The organism is Bowmanella yangjiangensis, assembly GCF_018531185.1.
Lineage (GTDB): Bacteria > Pseudomonadota > Gammaproteobacteria > Enterobacterales > Alteromonadaceae > Bowmanella > Bowmanella yangjiangensis.
In genome coordinates this window covers 480,959-499,771 of sequence record NZ_JAHDJU010000002.1, presented here as the reverse complement: position 1 = coordinate 499,771, position 18,813 = coordinate 480,959, and the positions used below count along the sequence as shown (strand labels likewise).

Below are 18,813 nucleotides of genomic sequence, written 5' to 3'. Positions count from 1 at the left end.
ATGCTGGATCGCAACGCCATAGTCAGGCATAACCTGCTTCGATGGCTGGAAGAAGATAATCTGCCCCAACCAGTATTGGATGTATCTCTGGCCGAAGCGGGCCTGACCGATACCCAACTGGTGGATTTATTTGAAACTCAGGTCATGAGCCGCCATCTGGATTTGCAATCCAGACAGATGCAAAAACAGGGCAAGAGTTTCTACACCATCGGCAGTGCCGGGCATGAAGGAAACGCGGCTATCGCTGCCGCCTTGCGTCTTGATGATATGGCGTTTCTGCATTACCGCAGCGGCGCTTTTGCTATCCAGCGTAGCAAACAAAAACCCGGCTCTACGCCGCTTTACGATATGCTGCTGTCCTTTGCTGCCAGCAGCGAAGATCCCATTTCCGGTGGCAGGCATAAAGTGACTGGTAGCCATGAGCTGTTTATCCCGCCGCAAACCAGCACTATTGCTTCACACTTACCCAAAGCCATGGGTGCAGCCTACAGTATTGCCCTGAACAAAAAATTAGGTACCGACGCCAAACTGCCGGATGACGCCGTGGTGGTATGTAGCTTCGGCGATGCCTCGGCCAACCATTCCACCGCACAAGGCGCCATTAATGCGGCCTGCTGGGCGGCATTTCAGTCCATTCCCATGCCACTTATATTTATCTGTGAAGACAATGGCATCGGCATCTCCACGGCCACGCCCCAAGGTTGGATTCATGCCAATTTTGCCAATCGTGCTGGACTGGAATACCGCTATTGCGACGGGCTGAATTTGCTGGATACCTATCGCACCGCCAAGCAGGCGGCCGATTGGGTGCGTAAACGCCGAAAGCCCTTGTTTCTGCATGTTCGCACCGTGCGCCTATTAGGCCATGCCGGCTCTGATTCAGAGTTTGCCTATCGCAGCCAGGCCGCCATCGAAGCTTCAGAGCGCCAGGATCCTATCGCTCATAGTGCCAGTTTATTGCTAAGCAACAAGGTGATGACGGCCGAGCAAATTGCGGCGCTGTACCTGCAAATGGAAAGCCGTATTACCCGCATCAGCGAGATGGCGGCAGCGCGGCCGAAGCTGACCAATGCGACACAAATTAAGGCCTCGATTGTGCCCCCCAGGCTTGAACAACCCAAGCTGGAGGAAATTGACAAGTCCCAACGGGACAGCCTGTTTGCCCATGAAAAACACAATCTGGCTAAACCCCAACACTTAGCCAAGCTGATCAACTGGGCATTATTGGATTTAATGGCACAGCACAAAGAGATTGTGATGTGTGGTGAGGATATCGGTCGTAAAGGCGGCGTATATAATGTCACCGCCAAACTGTGTGAAAAGTTTGGTCCATCACGGGTCATTAATACCTTGCTGGACGAGCAGTCCATTCTGGGCATGGGCATTGGTATGGCGCACAACGGTCTGTTACCTATCCCGGAAATCCAGTTTCTGGCTTATGTACATAACGCAGAGGACCAAATTCGGGGCGAAGCCGCTACCTTGCCGTTTTTCTCTAATGGTCAGTATGCCAACCCTATGGTGATCCGAATTGCCGGACTGGCCTACCAAAAAGGTTTTGGCGGTCACTTTCACAATGACAACTCCTTTGCCGTATTTCGCGATATTCCCGGCTTGATTCTGGCTTGTCCGTCCAATGGTGCCGATGCCGTGGAAATGCTGCGCGAATGTGTACGTCTGGCCCGGGAAGAGCAGCGTCTGGTGGTATTTCTGGAACCCATCGCCCTGTATATGAAAAAGGACCTGCACGAAGAGGGTGACAACCTGTGGTCATTCCCTTACGTGCCGCCTGCCGAAGCCAAACCTATTGCCCTTGGCGAACCCGCCGTGCATGGCAGTGGCAAAGATCTGTGTATTATCAGTTACGGTAACGGTTATTACCTCAGTCGTCAGGCCGAGAAGCAACTGGCGGAGCTAGGCATCCAATCCACACTTATTGATTTGCGTTGGTTAGCCCCACTGAATCAAAACGCCATTTTGCAGCAGGTTGCCGGCCACCAGCAGGTGCTGATAGTGGATGAATGCCGGCAAACCGCGTCCATCAGTGAAGCACTGGTAACCATGCTGAGCGAAAACCAAGCGGGGATGCACAATATTCAGCGGGTCTGTGCCGAAGACTGCTTTATCCCTTTAGGTAGCGCCAGCTATGAAGTCCTGCCCAAAACCCAGGACATTGTTGATGCCGCCCTTAGCATGCTTAACAAAACCATAAGAGAGGCAAGCTGATGACCAAACAAACTGCCGTGGTCATTTGCCCCGGCCGAGGCACCTATAACAAAGAAGAGCTTGGCTATCTTAGTCGTTATCACAGTGACAAAAAGGCCATGCTGGATGTGATTGACCGTTATCGGCAGGCCCAGGGACAGCCAAGTGTAACCGGACTGGACGCCATGTCTGCCTATAAGCTGCCCGTGCATACGGCTGGCGAAAATGCCTCAGCCCTGATTTACGCCTGCGCCCGTGGCGACTTCGCCGCCATAGACAGAGATAAATATGACATTGTTGCCGTTACCGGAAATTCCATGGGCTGGTATATCGCCCTGGCTATGGCCGAAGCACTTGATGAACAAGGTGCCATTGAACTGATCAACACTATGGGTTCGATGATGAGCGGCGGTGTGATTGGCGGCCAGATGATCTACCCCATCAGCGACGACAATTGGCATGAAGACAGCGCGCAGAAAGTGCAAATCATGCAATGGATGGAAGAAGCTAATCAGCTGCCAGGCTGCGAAGTTTACCCTTCTATCTGGCTTGGCGGCTATCTGGTGCTTGGTGGCAACGAGGCTGGCCTTAAAGCCATGGAGCAGCGTTTACCCAGGTTGCAGGACCGTTACCCCATGCGCCTTTATAACCACGCGGCCTTTCATACTCCGTTGCTGGCGTCCGTTTCGCAAAAAGCCTTTGAACAATTACCGGCCCGTTTATTTAAACGGCCACAGTTACCTTTGATTGATGGTGAGGGACGCATCTGGCAACCCCATAGCACTGACACCGCGGCTTTGCATAGATACACACTGGACACCCAAGTGGTAGCGCCTTATGACTACAGCAAGGCCATCGAAGTGGCGATTAAAGAGTTTGCCCCGGATAAGCTGATTATTCTCGGCCCTGGCGCCACCCTGGGAGGCGCAACAGCGCAAGTACTGATTAAACACCAGTGGCATAACCTGCAAAACAAACAGGATTTTATCCAACAACAGCAACAGGAACCGCTGCTCCTGGCGATGGGCCTTGAGGGGCAGCGCCAGTTGGCCACTAAATAGTTCAATCCCGGCGCCGCATTATTCGCGGCGCGTCACCGTCCAACTATTTAACATCTATCCAACAAGCACATCAAAATAAAAACCTATCTGATTGAAATTTATGCATTTATTGTTGCAGGTATAGTTATTGCTTAGAACTCCTCCTGTGGCGTTTATGCTTAGTAACGCCACAAAAAAACAGGTCACGGACGCGCGCCATTACTATGGCTGGCCAAACTCCCAGGAGGTTGTTTTGCAAGAGCAAAGCAGGATTGGATGGCAACTTTGCATATTCGATTACCTAAAGGGAATAACAATGTATAAGACAACGTTAAACGCACTTGCAGCTGCATCAATGCTGGTCGCAAGTGGTGCCTATGCCGGCATTATTTACAACGGCAACGTAACACCAGACGTCATTTTTGGCAGTGGTAACGCTAATGGCAGTTTTACCCTGGATCAGCAAAACGGTATTGAACTGGGTTTGCGCGGCAAATTACGCCATAACGCGGCTGGGCAACCAGAAAACACCTTCAACAGTAATGGCGATGGCACATACAGCTTTGCTGCCGGCGTAGCCCCCACCCAAGCATCACCTACCGCAGTATGGAGCTTTGAATGGGCCATCAACACCAATTTTGAGAACAGCACCAACCTCAATCTGTCTGATTTAAGCTTTGTGCTGGGACTGGACAGCAACCCCAGCTTGTCAGCCACCTATACAACCTTCGACCCAATCAATGGCATTAATCCAGGCCTGGGCATTCTTTGCTGGGATCATGCCTTAGGGGATAACAGTACAGGCAACGGAGGCGGTATCAAAACCAATTGCGGCTTGGGCTCAGCCGAAGTTGACTATGCCACCAACCTTAGCGATTTCAATGTGGCACAGAACTCCTGGAAACCTCATTGGTATATCCCAGGCTTTAATCCTGAGGTAGACGGTACTTACAATATCTTCTTGTCTGCCATGACCAAAGCAGGAGAGGAGCTGGCCAGAACGGAAATTCAAATTATTGTAGGTCAGGGTGGACGCATGGAAGTGCCTGAACCGGCTTCATTGCTATTAATCCTGGGCGGCCTACTTGGCCTGAGCAGATCTTCGCGCCGCCGATAGCAAAATGGATGGCGCACAGGCTCAGCCTGTGCGTCAATATATCGCTACATTGCATCCTTTCCAGGCCAATCCCTGAGGGTGAAAAGCTAGCCAAAGGCTGGCATCTTTTTACCAGATCAGGTTTACTGTAGTTCCTATAAATCAAATAGTTAAGGAACCATAGTGCGCTTAGTCAGCCTAATCGCCGCACTGGCACTTACCCTGAGTGCCTGCACCGCTACGTCACCTTCCGCACCTGATTTGTTAGAAGCCAATACCGCTCAGTTGCAAAAGCAAATGACAGCGGGGACCTTAACGGCTGAGCAATTAGTCCAATACTATCTGACCCGTATCCAACGCTTGGATGATCAGGGTCCACAGCTGAACGCTGTGATCAGTGTTGACCCAAGTGCCCTGGCACAAGCCAAAGCCCTGGATAAAGAACGACAGGCAGGAAAAATCCGCGGCCCTTTGCATGGTATTCCGGTGCTGCTCAAAGACAATATTGATAGCTTGGGTGTAGCCAATACCGGCGGCTCAGTACTCTTCAAGGATAACCTGCCCGCCGACGATGCGTTTTTGGTGAAAAAGCTGCGCGATGCTGGCGTGATTATCCTGGGTAAAGCCAACCTCAGCGAATGGGCCAACTTTCGCTCCACCCGCTCCAGCTCAGGCTGGAGTGCCATGGGTGGACAAACCCGTAATCCTTACGACACCAGCGTCTCTACCTGCGGTTCCAGCTCAGGCTCAGGTGCTGCGGTTGCCGCTAACCTCACCACAATAGCGGTAGGCACAGAAACCGATGGTTCACTGGTTTGTCCGGGAGCCATTAATGGCATTGTCAGTATCAAACCTACACTGGGCCTGATTAGCCGCGATGGGATTATCCCTATTGCCCATAGCCAGGACACCGCCGGTCCCATGACACGCACATTAAGCGATGCCGTGTTGCTGCTACAGGCCATGGCAGGCGAAGATACCAGCGATGCTGCCAGCTACACGGATAGCCGTGATTTAACGCAGCATCTTATAAAAGACGGATTGCGCGGAAAACGTATAGGTGTGGTGCGCAGCCTAATGGGTTATCACCCCCTGCTGGATAGCGTTTTTGAGCAGCAGCTCGACCTATTACGCGCACAAGGTGCCACACTGGTTGATACCGAACTGGATGAGCAATGGGGAGATGACGAGTTCACCATCTTGCTGCATGAATTCAAAGCGGATATGGCCGCCTATCTGGCCACCACAAAACTGCCCTACCGCAGTCTGAATGACCTGTTGGAAGCCAATCTCCAGCATCAGGAGCAGGAACTGGCGATATTCGGTCAGGAAATTTTTGCCATGGCAGTAGCCCGTACTGATGAACAACAAGCAGAGTACTTGGAAGCGCTGGCGCGCGCTAAACGCTTGGCCGGAGCGGACGGTATAGATGCGTTGCTGGCCAAGGATAAACTGGATTTACTGATCGCACCGACAGTGGGACCAGCCTGGAAAACCGACCATATCAATGGCGATCACTATCTGGGCGCGGCCAGTTCCGCCGCAGCCGTGGCTGGCTACCCACACATTACTATCCCCATGGGCTTTGTTGAGGTACCGGGCAGCCCGGCCTTGCCTGTGGGAATGAGCTTTTTCGGTGCCGCTAAGTCAGAGCCTGTGCTGATAGAAGCCGCTTTTGGTTACGAGCAAAGTAGCCAGAAACGCCGCCCACCCATGCTAAACTAAGGGCTATCAGGGCGCCTTGTGGGCGCCCTGTTTTAGATAAACCCTATCTTGTAAGGGAGTTATCGTTGAGCTTTGAGTTGGCTGAGGTTTAGTATCCCTACCCGACCATCATGACCGGCCCCGACAAAGGTCTGTTTATCCGCTGCCAGGGTATAAAAACCCTGTTCAGAAAATGCCTGCCAGCTCATGCCGTGATCATAGGAAATATCCGTACCTGTCTTACCCGTTGCCAGGCAAATTGCTTCAATGCAGGCCATCGCCGTGCGCAGCCCTCTCTCACCGGCATCCAGCCGTTGCGCACCTTGCGCAGTGAGTTTTGCCAAGTTTGGGTATTTGCCCGGTCTGTCCTGAAAATCGCCCCCCAGGGCAAAGACTTCATTCTTGCTATTCAAACCTATAGCGTAAGCGCCGCCGGTTTGCCCCAGTTGATGTATAGGTAGCGAAACTCGTTGCCAGTGCTCGCCTCCATCATCTGAATGATAGGCCGACGCTGAAAAGCCGCCGGTGGCGATCCAGACGTTATCTTTGTCCTGAATTTTCAGGGTATTACCACTGGCAGCAAAAGCCGCTTCCTTGTCGAGTATGGCCGGTAACTGCACTTTAGGAATACGTCGCCAGGATTTACCACCATCCGCGGTTTTCATTACCACATAGAAACCATCCACGGGATCGCCAAACAGCAAACCCTGGCTCTGATCCCAAAAATCGATGGAGTTAAAAAAGCCTTCTGCCTGTTCATTTTGCAACCACAGTTGCCAACTCAATCCACCATCCGTGCTGCGGTACAAACGTGAACTTTGGCCAGGCCCCACCGTCATGGCCAGTACACTGCCGTCGGCAAATTGCTGTAAGTCACGAATATCCCCCTCAGCCTCAGAGGAAATCGCCACAGCTTGCCAGGTATTCCCTGCATCCAGGCTCTTGTAAACCTGCCCCTGGGTACCCGCCACCCAAAGCTGACCAAAATTTGCACTACTGGCCCGTAAAGACGGCGTGTTGGGTAAGCTTTGTATTTGCCAATCCAGGGCCAATACCTTTGTCGAGCAGAGCACGGTCAATATGGATAGGGCGATAGTGGGTAATCTCAACATGGTTTTTCCCTTATGCTCAATGTACTTCGGCAATGCGCTTTAACACGGTAAGAAATGCCTGACAGGATGCAATCGAGGCCGTTTCTTCCATGGTGTGGTAGCCAGTGGTAGGTATTTGCAGGGTGGAGCCTGTAACCATGCCATTAGAAGCGGCAATAATCCGTCCCATTTCGGTACTGCCGTAGGACTGCGGCGTTAACCCCTGCAATAGCAGTTGAGCATTCTTCTGGTCAATGTACTCATCCTTATAGCTGCAGGTATGGCCGTAAACTTCACAAATAGCCTGAAGCTGTTCGGTAAGTAAAGCGTCAAACTCGGCGTTAGCGTCTTTATGGCGTAACACCAATTGCTGCTTATCCGCCTCATCACGATCTGGATAAGGGCTGGTGTCCACCACAATCAGACGGTTGGTTGTGCTGCCAAAGCGTCTGAACCACTCCAGCAAATAGCGCCAACTTTTACCTGCCTCTTCCTGAGCGGTGAAAAATGCCGAGCCTTGAAAACCAAGACTGAATAAATGCACCAAAAACGCAGCAGTCAGCACATTATCGAGTTGGCCGCTGATGGTGTCCTCTTTTACGCTCAGCTTGTCAGCAAAGGCCACCGGCGTACCAGCCACCAGATGTTCCATGCCTTCCAGAGTGAAAATCAAGTTGTTACGCCGCTCACACACATAGCTTTTCGCAATGCGTCCTTTACCACGATAAGCACCTGACCAAGGTTCATAGGCCATTACCGGCGTGGCATCGAAACGGTCGACAATTTTATTAATTAATTGCTCTGAGACCGAGTTACCTAGCAAATCCGAACGATTGCCCGCCACAAAAGCGGCATACTGAAATTCGTTAGGGCCAGTACAAATTAATCCATGTCGGTCAATATGCGCGGAGAACATGGCTGAGAATGGCTTACTGCCCTGCGCCACCAGTACCCCTTCATACCAGGTTACCTGAGCACCACGTTCTTCCAGCTCCCGTTGCAGTACCCGGAAAAAGCTATGCTCCGCCCCCACCACACTAGGTTCACGGATCAGGGTTTTCAGTAAATCAAAGACCTCATTTAATTCAGACATGGCATCAACAACACCAGAGCAAAAGTGTTGTTAGCATACTGGTAAATGCAAAAAATCACAGCTGATTCATTGCACATCGGCTCCCTTGTAGCTGTACGTTTTGTAATAGATACTGGTCAAGGTTAAGTGTCTTCAGATACCAGCCCATACAAACTCATGGATGTAAAAGCGGAGCTGAAATTTATGCCGATTAAGAAGTGGTTTATTCAGTATTTGCTGGGTTTTCCCATACTTTTCGCCTTACTGAGCGGCATTCAATATCTGAAAGGCAGAAGCTGGGATTACGCGCTAAGTTTTGGTTTGCTGTGGTCCCTAATCAGCCTTGCCATATTTGCCAGCACCCGCCTTTACTATTACCGCAAAGGTATGTATTGCAAAGTTTGCAATGATTTACCCGGCCAAGGCTCAACCGAAGACAAGACCGAACTGACCTCAAAAGAGTAGTAGCGAAGATGCCGTTACGGCGGTTCATGCCTTTATTGTGGATTCAGGCCCAAGCCATCAATACTGTGGAGGGCGCCCCCTCAAAATCTCACTTTAGTGACTGAAAAATGAAGGATTTGTGGAAGACAGGGCCGGCTTGAAACCGGCCCAGGTAAATCAGATCGGAGACCCTGGCGGCAGCGCCAAAGGTTTAAATACCGGTTTCCATTCGCCACTATCCTCAAACTGCTGCCATTGCTGATGCAGCAGTTTGAGATTTGGATCTTTATCATGCTTATCCAGCCACTCGTTCAGTGCATGCATATGTTGATACAAACCGGCTCTGGCCTCAGGCGATAACTCGGCATGCGTAAGGCTGTTCATCAACTGATAGAAAGCCACATGCCTGACCCGCTGTTGGATAAGCAGCGCGTGGCCTTTTTGATTTCGACTCTTCATCACAGCTTCAGACAAGGTGCTTAGCGTGGTATCCAGTTGCCCCTGACCCGCCAGACGATTTATCCGTAACGGATTTAGCAGCATAGACAAGGTATGGTTGGCTGATGCCTCCGCCGCGCTCAAGGGGTCGAAGGCCAGACCAGTGCGGCCTTTGAAACTTTCCCTGCCATCGCTGTCACCATAAGCCTTAGGGGGGATCAGCGCCAGCAGACTGTCCGGCAAGGCCAAAAACTGTGGTGTCAAAGTGGCCAGCAGAGCCTGTACCGCTTGCTGTTGCTGCTCGGTTGAAACCCATTTGAAGCCCTTAGGCTGGGCATGCTCGCCCTTTAGCTCGTACTCATAGAAGGCCCCACCTACTAATTTACTCACGGCCTCCACCTGGTATCGGTGTAACAGGTAAATAGGTACCAAAGCTTCCTGTAGGCTGGATAACGGCTGCCCATGGGCAATATTGTTCAAGCCAAAGTTGTGCAAGGCAAAACGGCGAACCTCGTCCAAACGCATAAGCTCAGCGACAGGATCTTTGCCATTATCCCACAGATGACCAATGGCGCTGACACCACCGGCCGGCCGGGCATCGGCATCCGCCATGTATTCCAGACCATCTTGTTTAGCTTTGGCAACCAGCTTGGCAAGCTGCGCCTTGCTGAAATCACCGTAGCCATACTGAATAGCATAGTGGTCCCATTCACCAAGGCCTTCACGATAGGCACTTTCTAAACTGACTTGATTGTTGTGTAGCGTTACCAACGGATGAGGGTAATCCATCACCGATGCACGGCCATTGGCACTGGCAGCAAAGTTGTGGATCAGACCAATAGTGTGCCCCACTTCATGGGCAGACAATTGGCGAATACGAGCCAAGGCCATGGCCTTTTGTTTCTCTACATCGGCTTGTTCACCGCTGTAGGGGCCGGTCAGGCCAGAGGCAATCAAGAAGTCCTGGCGTACACGTAGCGAGCCCAAGGTAACATGGCCTTTTAGAATCTCACCGGTTCTGGGATCGGTTACGCCAGCACCATAAGACCAGCCACGTGTGGCTCGGTGAACCCATTGGATCACGTTGTAACGCACATCCATGGGATCAGCATCGGCGGGTAGATCTTTAACCTGGAACGCATCTTTATATCCGAGCTGTTCAAACGCCGAATTCCACCACATTGCCCCTTCGTATAAGGCGGTGCGTACCGGTTCCGGCACACCTGGGTCAAGGTAGTAAACGATAGGCTCTACAGCCTCACTCACTGCCGCATCAGGATTTTTCTTTTGCAGGCGGTGACGGGGTAGCAAACGTTTCACCATAGGCTGATCGATAGCGGCGGCATAATCCATATACTCCACTTTCCAGTAACCGGAATAGGGGTGGAATTCACGTTGCTGATATCCCGCCTCAGGCAAGGCAATCAACGAGTGATGAAGATGCACACTGATGGCATCTGGTTCAGGAGTAACCTGACGCACATACTCACCCGCCTTATTGCCAACGTAAGTAACCAGGGCTTCCAGCTCAGTATTCAGAGGAAATGCCTTGGAACGATTCAGATAGATGCCACTGCGTTTAGCATCGGGCTTGTAGGTGCCCTGTTTTTGCTGATCCAGCCGTGGGGCAATCTGATGGATATCACTCAAAAGAAAAGCCGTATAGTCCACCAGCCACTTACCTGAATCGCTGGCCACAATAGGTAACCCTGCCAATACCGACGTGGCAAAGGCTTCATCAATGCTGGCACGCTCAGCAAGGTTATTGCTGTCGGCACGGTAATAGGTATTGAGTTGCTTAAGCAGCAGCTTGTTGCCGAAACGTTCAAATTGCACCAGACGAGTTTCGCCCAGTTGGCCCCGGTCTAACCCTATGTCGTTAGATCCCATACCGCGAGGCAGTGAACTTTGAAAAATAAACGGCTGTTCCACTTTGTCCACCAGCAAATAAAGCTTGTCTTCACTGGCCTGGTAATAAAAGTCAAAGTAGCCCTGACGTAACTCCATCCCCTTGGTGAAATCTTTAATACCGGCAGCATTCGCCAGTGGGCTGAGTATCAAACACAGCCACAGTCCCCATCTTGCCATTTTGCCCTCTGTGTATTTTTATAATTCCAATGCTTACCTTATATCAGCATGCCCTAGGGTGAAACCATCTGCTTGTCCAATTGCCCGCAAAGGCGGTTCAATTACTTTATGCGCAGGACAAATACAAAAAAGCCCACTATCTGTGGGCTTTTAAGGGTGTAACTCACCTTATTTAAGGCTCTGCCATCCACTTTCTTACCGCGGATGCCAGCTCATCAGGATGGAACTTCGCGATGAACTGATCAGCGCCGACTTTACGTACCATTGCCTCGTTAAACACGCCGCTCAAGGAAGAATGCAGAATAATATGAACCTTACGCAGGTCGGGGTGGTTTTTTACCGAGGTCGTCAGGGTATAACCATCCATCTCCGGCATTTCAATATCCGAAATCAGCAAAGGCACCTTGGAGGTAATATCGCCGCCCATTTCTTTGGCCTTATCCTCCAGCCAATTCAAGGCCTGGCGACCATCGTTGACGAGCTCCACGTTCACGCCAATGGAAGACAGCGCCCGCTTCACCTGATTCCGAGCCACCGACGAGTCGTCGGCAACCAAGACGGTCATACTGCTGAGATCGATGTCGGTAACCTGCTTTTTCACATCTTCACTGACTTCTTCATCAATAGGTGAAATCTCGGCAAAGACTTTCTCGACGTCGATAACCTGCACCAGTTTATTGTCCACTTTGGTAACAGCGGTCAGATAGTGATTGGCACCGGCCCCCTTGGGCGGCGGCATGATTTGTTCCCAATTGATATTCACAATGCGATCAACACCACCAACCAGAAAACCTTGAGTCGTGCGGTTATATTCAGTCACCAACACAAAGGCAGATTTGAGATCTTCAATACGCCTGCCACCAGTTGCTTCACTGAGGTCGATCACGGTAATAGGTACACCTCGCAAATGCGCAATACCTCTAACACATGGACTGGCTCCTGGCATTTCGGTGAGCTCAGGGCACTGCAATACTTCTCTGACTTTAAAAACATTAATGCCGAAGGGCTGTTCGCCAATCAGACGAAAGATCAATAACTCCAGTCGGTTCTGGCCAACAATATTGGTTCTCTGATCCACTGATGCAATCAACTTGCTCATACACGCTCCGATTTGCCGCTTAAGCTAAACAATAGCAGTTACTATGATAATACCAATAAAAAGCCCGCGTAAAAGCGGGCTTATTTATACAATTTAGGCGGGATTACATACCCACGTTGGTACTTTCAAAGATCTTGTCCGCTGATGCGGCAACAAAACCTGTATACAGCTTGCCATCAGGCAGCGGGAAGCGCTGGGCAAATTCATAGAAACAGCTGGGGATAACCAAGCTCTTATCACTGAAACGCACTTCCATCTTGTCGGCCATGGTAGAAGACTGAGCCAGATGCACTTCCGGGCCACCTTTGATCTCACCACCAGAGGTGTTCAGTTCAAAACCCGCTTCTTTAAGCTTTTCATTTACGTCTGACAGCATAGTGTAATGCTTCAGGTGGTTCAGGCTAACGGTAAAGTGGTTGGCACGGAATCCCCAGGCGGATACCCAAGCAGCATATTCAGATTCGCTCAACAGCGTCTGGTATTCTTCACTGCTCACCTGCCAGTGGGTACCGGAGTACAAGAAGTTCTCCTTATTCACTGCTTCCGCAGGAACAGCATCAACCATCTTTTGAATAATGGCCTGCACAGGTGCAGAGAACTCTTCGACCAGCAATTCACTGATAAAGACCTTAGGTTTGGTTTCATCAGCATGCTCGAAGTGCTTGGCCTTGAGTTTCTTCTGCTCAAAGTTGTACTGCCCTTTCTCTTCATAGCCTAGGGCCAGGAAATGAGCGGCCAGCTTTTCAAGGCCAACCTTGTCGATATTGAAGGTACGAAACGCGACATGATCGTTAATCAATTCATCGCCATCACCCAACAACTGGTGAACTTTCAGGGCAGATGGGGTCATGGCAACATAGTCTTGCCATAGGTTAGCAAATAGGGTCTCTACGTTATTGTGCATGATGCTTCTTACTCAGTCCTAAGGGGATTGAAAATCGTAAATTCAATGCTTCAGGCCAGTGGTCTTCAAAACCTAACAGGCCAAGCGGCAATTTGCGGCGGCGTATTATACGGTAAACGCGAACAAAAAACAGGCAGAATTCGAGATTACTTTACTAGCATACCCCGATAGCCTCTGTGTTGTCTTGATTTAAATCATATAAATATGATTAATATAATCAGTAGAAATTAAAAAGGCACCAGATGGTGCCTTTTTAATTAGAGGTTCAGAATGTCAAACCGGGATTTAATGCACCAGGCATAACCGACTTCTCTAACTCAACCGACGCCACCGGATAAGCGCAGTAATCCGCGGCATAATAAGCACTGGCTCTATGATTACCACTTTCACCTATACCACCGAAGGGTGCTGCACTGCTGGCACCGGTAATTGGGCGGTTCCAGTTAACAATACCGGCACGAATGCGACGGAAGAAGTGCTGATAAAGTTCGGCATCATCAGACAGTAACCCCGCAGACAAACCAAATACGGTGTTATTGGCATGCTCAATGGCTTGATCAAAATCGCTGTAGCGAATCACTTTCAGCAGAGGGCCGAAGTGCTCTTCGTCCGGCATTTCGTCGAGAATAGCCGTCACATCAATGATACCCGGTGTGACAAAGCCTGATTCAGTATCCAGGTGCTGCATTTCAATCAGAGAAGTCGCACCCAAATCCAACAATTGCTGCTGTGCAACCAGCATTTGAGCGGCGGCTCGGGCAGAGATCATCGCTCCCATAAACGGCTGCGGCTGCGCATCGTAATCACCCACCTGTATCTGACGGGTAACCTCAAGCAGCCTGGCAAGGATGGCATCGCCCTGTGGCCCTTGCTCGATAAACAAACGACGTGAACAGGTACAACGCTGCCCGGAAGTCACAAAAGCCGACTGCACAATATCATGTACCGCAGCATCAATATCTGACACGTCCTTAACTAACAGAGGGTTGTTGCCGCCCATTTCCAATGCCAGGATCTTGCCGGGGTGACCACCGAATTGCTCATGCAGTAACTTGCCGGTGCGCGAGCTGCCGGTAAAGAATAAGCCATCGATGCCAGTGTGACTGGCTAACGCCTTACCTGTTTCTACTTCACCCTGCACCAGGTTGATTACACCGGCAGGCATTCCAGCTTTTTCCCAAAGTTCCAGGGTCTTCTGTGCCACCATTGGGGTCAGTTCACTGGGTTTGAAGATCACGGTGTTACCGGCCAGCAACGCAGGAACAATATGGCCATTAGGTAAATGACCGGGGAAGTTGTAGGGCCCGAACACTGCGACTACGCCGTGCGGCTTATGACGAATAAAAGCCCGCCCCTGCGGCATCGGGTTTTCTACCGTACCGGTTCTTTCCTGATAAGCGCGCTCGGAGATTGCCACTTTACCAATCATAGCGGCCACTTCAGTGGCGGTTTCCCATAACGGCTTGCCGGTTTCACGGGCAATCACCAACGCCAGTTCGTCTTTATGCTCACCCAGCAACTCGGCGAAGCGCTTAACAAAAGCTAACCGCTCTTCAAAACTAAACTCAGACCACGGCAGAAAAGCCTGGCGCGCAGCTTTCACAGCTTGGTCAACCTGCTCAGCAGTGGCTGAACTGGCTTGCCAAATGACCTGCTTTTTCGCAGGGTCGACAGATGTCATTGGGTGGCCTTGGCCTTCCAGCCACTGACCTGCAATAAATTGTGCTTTACTCATTCTTACCCCTTAAGCAACAAGGGCGCAAAACGCACCTGATCGCCTTCTTCAATTTGCAAGGCCGTCATCGCGGCCTGGGACAGTATGGCCCGCTGTTCATCTTTGCTGACCTGTAAAGGCGCTAACACAGCCCTGAAGCCTTGCAGCTTGGTGTTTATCACCATGTGCAATTTGGCTCCTTCTGGGTCACCGGTTGCGGCTGCCAGCTTGCGACTGATACGAGCGGTACGAATATGTTCTAAATCAGCTTCTACCGTAGGACCGGCGTCAAAGATATCTACATATCCACGATTACGGAACCCCTCTGACTGCAGCAATTGCAATGCTGGGCGCGTCTTGTCATGTACCTTGCCAATCACCGCCTGGGCTTCCTTACTGAGTAGATTGACATAAATAGGATATTTAGGCATCAGTTCAGCAATAAACACTTTTTGGCCTATCCCTGTCAGATAATCTGCGGTGGGAAAGTCCATTGAGAAAAAGTGTTCTTCAAGCCACTGCCAAAACGGTGAGTTACCATCTTCATCGGATACACCGCGCATCTCAGCAATCACAGTTTCAGCAAAGCGCTCGGCATGTTCTTTGAGGAACAAAAAGCGGAACTTGGACAAGAAGCGACCATTATTCCCCCTGCGCGCCTGTTCTCGCAGGAATAAGGTACAAATCTCAGTCACGCCGGTATAGTCATTACACAAGGTCAGAATATCCACCAAATTGTAGATATCCAGTTCCCTGGAAGCATGTGCCACCTTGCTTAAATGGTAGTGATAAAACGCGTCATCTACTCCCACTGAAGCCTGAATTGCACTAGTGCCGACCACCTGACCGGTGAGCGTATCTTCCATAACAAACAAATAACCTTGATCACCTGGCTCTTTGACGTCTTGTGCAAAGGAAGTTTCAGAACAAGTAATCTTATTACGCAGTAAGGTCTCATTGACCGGTAAAGACGTGAAACCAATGCCAGATTCCACGGCAATATCATGCAGTGACGCATAGTCACTGGCTTGGATTGGGCGAATCACCATCATAGTCGCTTACTCCGCTATTTCTGAGGCGGTCTGTTAAAAAAGAGTTTGGGAACCGGATACCCGGTAGGTAGAAGCCGGCGCCCGACTGCGCACCGGCCGATATCATTGGCTGATTTAGCGAAAATCTATTCCGCGGTCAGCGACTTATCCTTGTACAACCTTAGCTACGGCACGCTCGAAACGCGCCAAACCTTCCTGAATATCTTCATCGGGGATAATCAAAGAAGGAGCAAAACGTACCACGTTAGCACCAGCCACCAAACACATCAGTTGCTCTGCAACCGCGGCCACCAGGAAATCTCTGGAGCGCCCCTGATATTTTTCATTCAACACGGCGCCCAAAAGTAGTCCTTTGCCACGCACTTCGCTGAATACATCATACTTCGCATTGATAGCGGCCAGGCCATCACGGAAAAGTTGCTCTTTGCGCTTCACACCGTCCAGTACTTCACTGGTATTTACAATGTCCAGTACGGCTTCGGCTACCGCGCAAGCCAGCGGGTTGCCGCCATAAGTGCTACCATGCGTACCTACTTTCAGGCTTGCCGCAATGGCTTTGGTGGTCAGCATAGCACCGATAGGAAAACCGCCGCCCAAGGCCTTAGCTGTAGTCAGGATATCAGGTGTTACACCCAATCCCATGTAGGCATACAATTCACCAGTTCGGCCTACGCCAGACTGTACTTCGTCAAAAATCATCAATGCGTTGTGCTTATTACACAGCTCACGCACACCTTGAATAAACTCTGGTGTGGGGCTGATGATTCCACCTTCACCCTGCAGGGGCTCAAGCATCACGGCACAGGTCTTGTCAGAAATCAGGGCTTTCAGGCTGTCCAGATCGTTATAAGTGGCATGCTCAACAGCCGCAGGCTTAGGACCAAAACCATCTGAATAGGCTGGTTGACCGCCAACGGTCACCGTGAAGAAAGTACGGCCATGGAAACCTTGTTTAAAGGCGATGATCTGAGACTTGTCTTCACCATAATGTTCCAGCGCCCAACGGCGAGCCAGCTTCAGCGCTGCTTCATTAGCTTCGGCACCGGAGTTGGCAAAATAAACTCGCTCAGCGAAAGTGACATCAGTAAGCTTCTTGGCCAAGCGCAGAGCAGGCTCATTGGTAAACACGTTGCTCAAGTGCCAAAGCTTTTCGCCTTGCTCCTTTAGCGCCGCTACCATGGCAGGATGACAGTGTCCCAGCGAATTAACCGCGATACCGCCTGCGAAGTCCACATATTCGACGCCTTCTTGATCCCAAACACGTGAACCTTGTCCACGTACGGGGATCATGGCCGCCGGATTGTAGTTGGGGGCCATAACGTCGTCGAATAATGCTCTGGTCACTTTCATTCTTTAATACCTCTCGCTTTGCAGATTAGAAGGGCAATGGCGAATAAATCTGCCGCCATTATTGCAGAACTGATTGTCGCTGTCTTCCTGTCAACCAGCCCGAAACTCGCTAACTGCAAGGGATTGGCCTAAGTTTGCAGGAATTCTGAATAACTATTTTTGGTAACCTGACGTGGAACCCAACGCTGTTAGTTACCAATAGGGAACCAAGCCAAGCATTCTAGCCTTGAAACATGGCTTGCATGAATATGTAAAAAAAATTTTTAGCAAAATATTCACGCAGGCCAATAGCGAAAGGCTGAAATGCGCTTAGTTTTCGTCGAAAGTCAGATTGAGATGGCGCAGATCGGTATCTTTTAATGCAGACAGCGCACCGGCAGGCATCACCAAGCTACGTAAAAATAGCTTTGCTTCATCAATGTTGATTAAGCGGGCATCTTTAAGCATACGGTACTGATTATATCCCCGTCCTTGCATTAACACTTTAGCTAATGGATTCATATCTTTGACGGGCGCAGACTCAACCACCTCTTGCATTGCAGGTGCGAGCATCAGGCGTCGAAACCCCATAGTCTCCAATAGCACATAACTGATACGTGAGGCGTGTTGCTCAATCAGTTCTTGCAGGGCCATGCCAGAAGGCACAACATCAGACAAAGCTGAATGTTCTTCTTTCATTTTCGCTTGATGTGCCTCAGTCAGCGCATCCCGGCGCACTTCTTCGAACAACCTGAAGTAAAGGCGAGTAATGGCGATCATCCCCACTTCGTGAAACATGCCTAAGGTAAACGCCGCCTGGGTATCCTGGCCATTAATCTCTGCAATTTTCTTGCAAGACTGCGCACTGCCCATGGCATGTTCCCACAGTCTTACTTTAATATTCGGGTAGGGGTCGGTAATTTGCGGCAACCAACGACGAAACACCAGCGAAGGGATAACCAGTTTAAGGTTTTCCAACCCCAGAAAGCTCAATGCCATGCGCAAACTTTCAACCGGGATCACTTTGCCTTGCTTATCCGTTCGCCGGTACTTAGGCATGTTGACCATTTTGATGAGGTCGTTCACCAACCAGGGAATGGTCGCCACCAAGGGCTCTATACGACCGATGGATGCCGCTTTGACAGACATAATGTCCAACACTTCGGGTAACTGTGCAGGCACACCTATGAGTTTGCTGTAGAGGTGTTCCGTATCCTGCAATTGTTCGGCGAGGCGTATTCTGACTTCATCATTTAACTGCGTTTGTAACTTCTCCAGAAAATTCTGGTAGTAACGCTCGTTTAGCTTCTTATCCCGTTGCGCTTGTTTCTCAATGCGCAATAACTGACGGCCATCACGATCCTGATCGAGAAAGTCCGGTAACTCAACATCCTTGTCTTCCAACGCGTCCTGCCTGGTTGCATCCAGGCCAATCAGCAGGCGGCTGAATCTGGTGCTTATTTGTTGAGAGACATCTTGTGTCATTAGTAAGTTCTAACGCCCATGTAACGGAGTTTCAGAAAAAAAAGCATGATAT

At 50.5% G+C, this 18,813-nt stretch carries 14 protein-coding genes; 5 read left to right on the top strand and 9 right to left on the bottom strand.

Translation table 11 applies throughout. The features are described 5' to 3' along the window. The 4 genes from KJY73_RS11900 to KJY73_RS11885 all read left to right on the top strand — a co-directional run bounded on the left by KJY73_RS11900 (position 1) and on the right by KJY73_RS11885 (position 6,066). Positions 1-2,226 carry a dehydrogenase E1 component subunit alpha/beta gene (locus KJY73_RS11900; RefSeq protein ID WP_214343961.1) on the top strand — a complete coding sequence of 742 codons (2,226 nt, stop codon included), beginning with the start codon at positions 1-3 and terminating at the stop codon, positions 2,224-2,226. Beyond that, on the top strand, positions 2,226-3,266 hold the full coding sequence (locus KJY73_RS11895) for an ACP S-malonyltransferase (protein ID WP_214343960.1): 1,041 nt from the start codon (positions 2,226-2,228) through the stop codon (positions 3,264-3,266). The genes KJY73_RS11900 and KJY73_RS11895 overlap by 1 nt, the downstream gene beginning before the upstream one ends. 295 nt (positions 3,267-3,561) lie before the next feature. Further along, a complete protein-coding gene (locus KJY73_RS11890; RefSeq protein ID WP_214343959.1) occupies positions 3,562-4,362 on the top strand; it encodes a PEP-CTERM sorting domain-containing protein in 801 nt (266 codons plus the stop codon). Positions 4,363-4,524: 162 nt separating this feature from the next. Next, entirely contained in the window at positions 4,525-6,066 is a 1,542-nt protein-coding gene (locus tag KJY73_RS11885; protein ID WP_214343958.1) for an amidase, read from the top strand. A 59-nt stretch (positions 6,067-6,125) separates the two neighbouring features. Here KJY73_RS11885 and KJY73_RS11880 read toward each other — a convergent pair whose 3' ends face one another. Then, complete coding sequence (locus tag KJY73_RS11880) at positions 6,126-7,157, bottom strand: WD40/YVTN/BNR-like repeat-containing protein (RefSeq protein ID WP_214343957.1); 1,032 nt, start codon at positions 7,155-7,157, stop codon at positions 6,126-6,128. Positions 7,158-7,173: 16 nt separating this feature from the next. Next, on the bottom strand, positions 7,174-8,229 hold the full coding sequence (locus KJY73_RS11875; protein WP_214343956.1) for a peptidase M42: 1,056 nt from the start codon (positions 8,227-8,229) through the stop codon (positions 7,174-7,176). A 183-nt stretch (positions 8,230-8,412) separates the two neighbouring features. On the opposite strand from KJY73_RS11875, the gene KJY73_RS11870 reads away from it, so the two are divergent. Next, positions 8,413-8,673 (top strand): hypothetical protein, encoded by a 261-nt coding sequence (locus KJY73_RS11870; protein WP_214343955.1) that lies wholly within the window; start codon positions 8,413-8,415, stop codon positions 8,671-8,673. A 156-nt stretch (positions 8,674-8,829) separates the two neighbouring features. Here the strand turns inward: KJY73_RS11870 and KJY73_RS11865 are convergent, their stop codons facing one another. From KJY73_RS11865 to KJY73_RS11835, 7 genes are all read right to left on the bottom strand, one after another. Next, positions 8,830-11,178, bottom strand: coding sequence for a zinc-dependent metalloprotease (locus tag KJY73_RS11865; RefSeq protein ID WP_232848581.1), 2,349 nt, complete (start codon positions 11,176-11,178; stop codon positions 8,830-8,832). A 172-nt stretch (positions 11,179-11,350) separates the two neighbouring features. After that, on the bottom strand, positions 11,351-12,277 hold the full coding sequence (locus KJY73_RS11860; protein ID WP_214343954.1) for a chemotaxis protein: 927 nt from the start codon (positions 12,275-12,277) through the stop codon (positions 11,351-11,353). 103 nt (positions 12,278-12,380) lie between these two features. Further along, positions 12,381-13,181: a DUF1338 domain-containing protein gene (locus KJY73_RS11855; RefSeq protein ID WP_206593456.1), complete on the bottom strand. Its 801-nt coding sequence runs from the start codon at positions 13,179-13,181 to the stop codon at positions 12,381-12,383. Between the two features lie 265 nt (positions 13,182-13,446). After that, complete coding sequence (astD, locus tag KJY73_RS11850; RefSeq protein WP_214343953.1) at positions 13,447-14,916, bottom strand: succinylglutamate-semialdehyde dehydrogenase; 1,470 nt, start codon at positions 14,914-14,916, stop codon at positions 13,447-13,449. Positions 14,917-14,918: 2 nt separating this feature from the next. Beyond that, positions 14,919-15,947, bottom strand: a complete 1,029-nt coding sequence (astA, locus tag KJY73_RS11845) for an arginine N-succinyltransferase (RefSeq protein ID WP_206593454.1) — start codon at positions 15,945-15,947, stop codon at positions 14,919-14,921. A 144-nt stretch (positions 15,948-16,091) separates the two neighbouring features. Beyond that, complete coding sequence (locus KJY73_RS11840) at positions 16,092-17,297, bottom strand: aspartate aminotransferase family protein (RefSeq protein WP_214343952.1); 1,206 nt, start codon at positions 17,295-17,297, stop codon at positions 16,092-16,094. A gap of 309 nt (positions 17,298-17,606) precedes the next feature. Beyond that, complete coding sequence (locus KJY73_RS11835) at positions 17,607-18,761, bottom strand: HDOD domain-containing protein (RefSeq protein WP_214343951.1); 1,155 nt, start codon at positions 18,759-18,761, stop codon at positions 17,607-17,609. Between the last annotated feature and the right edge of the window lie 52 nt (positions 18,762-18,813).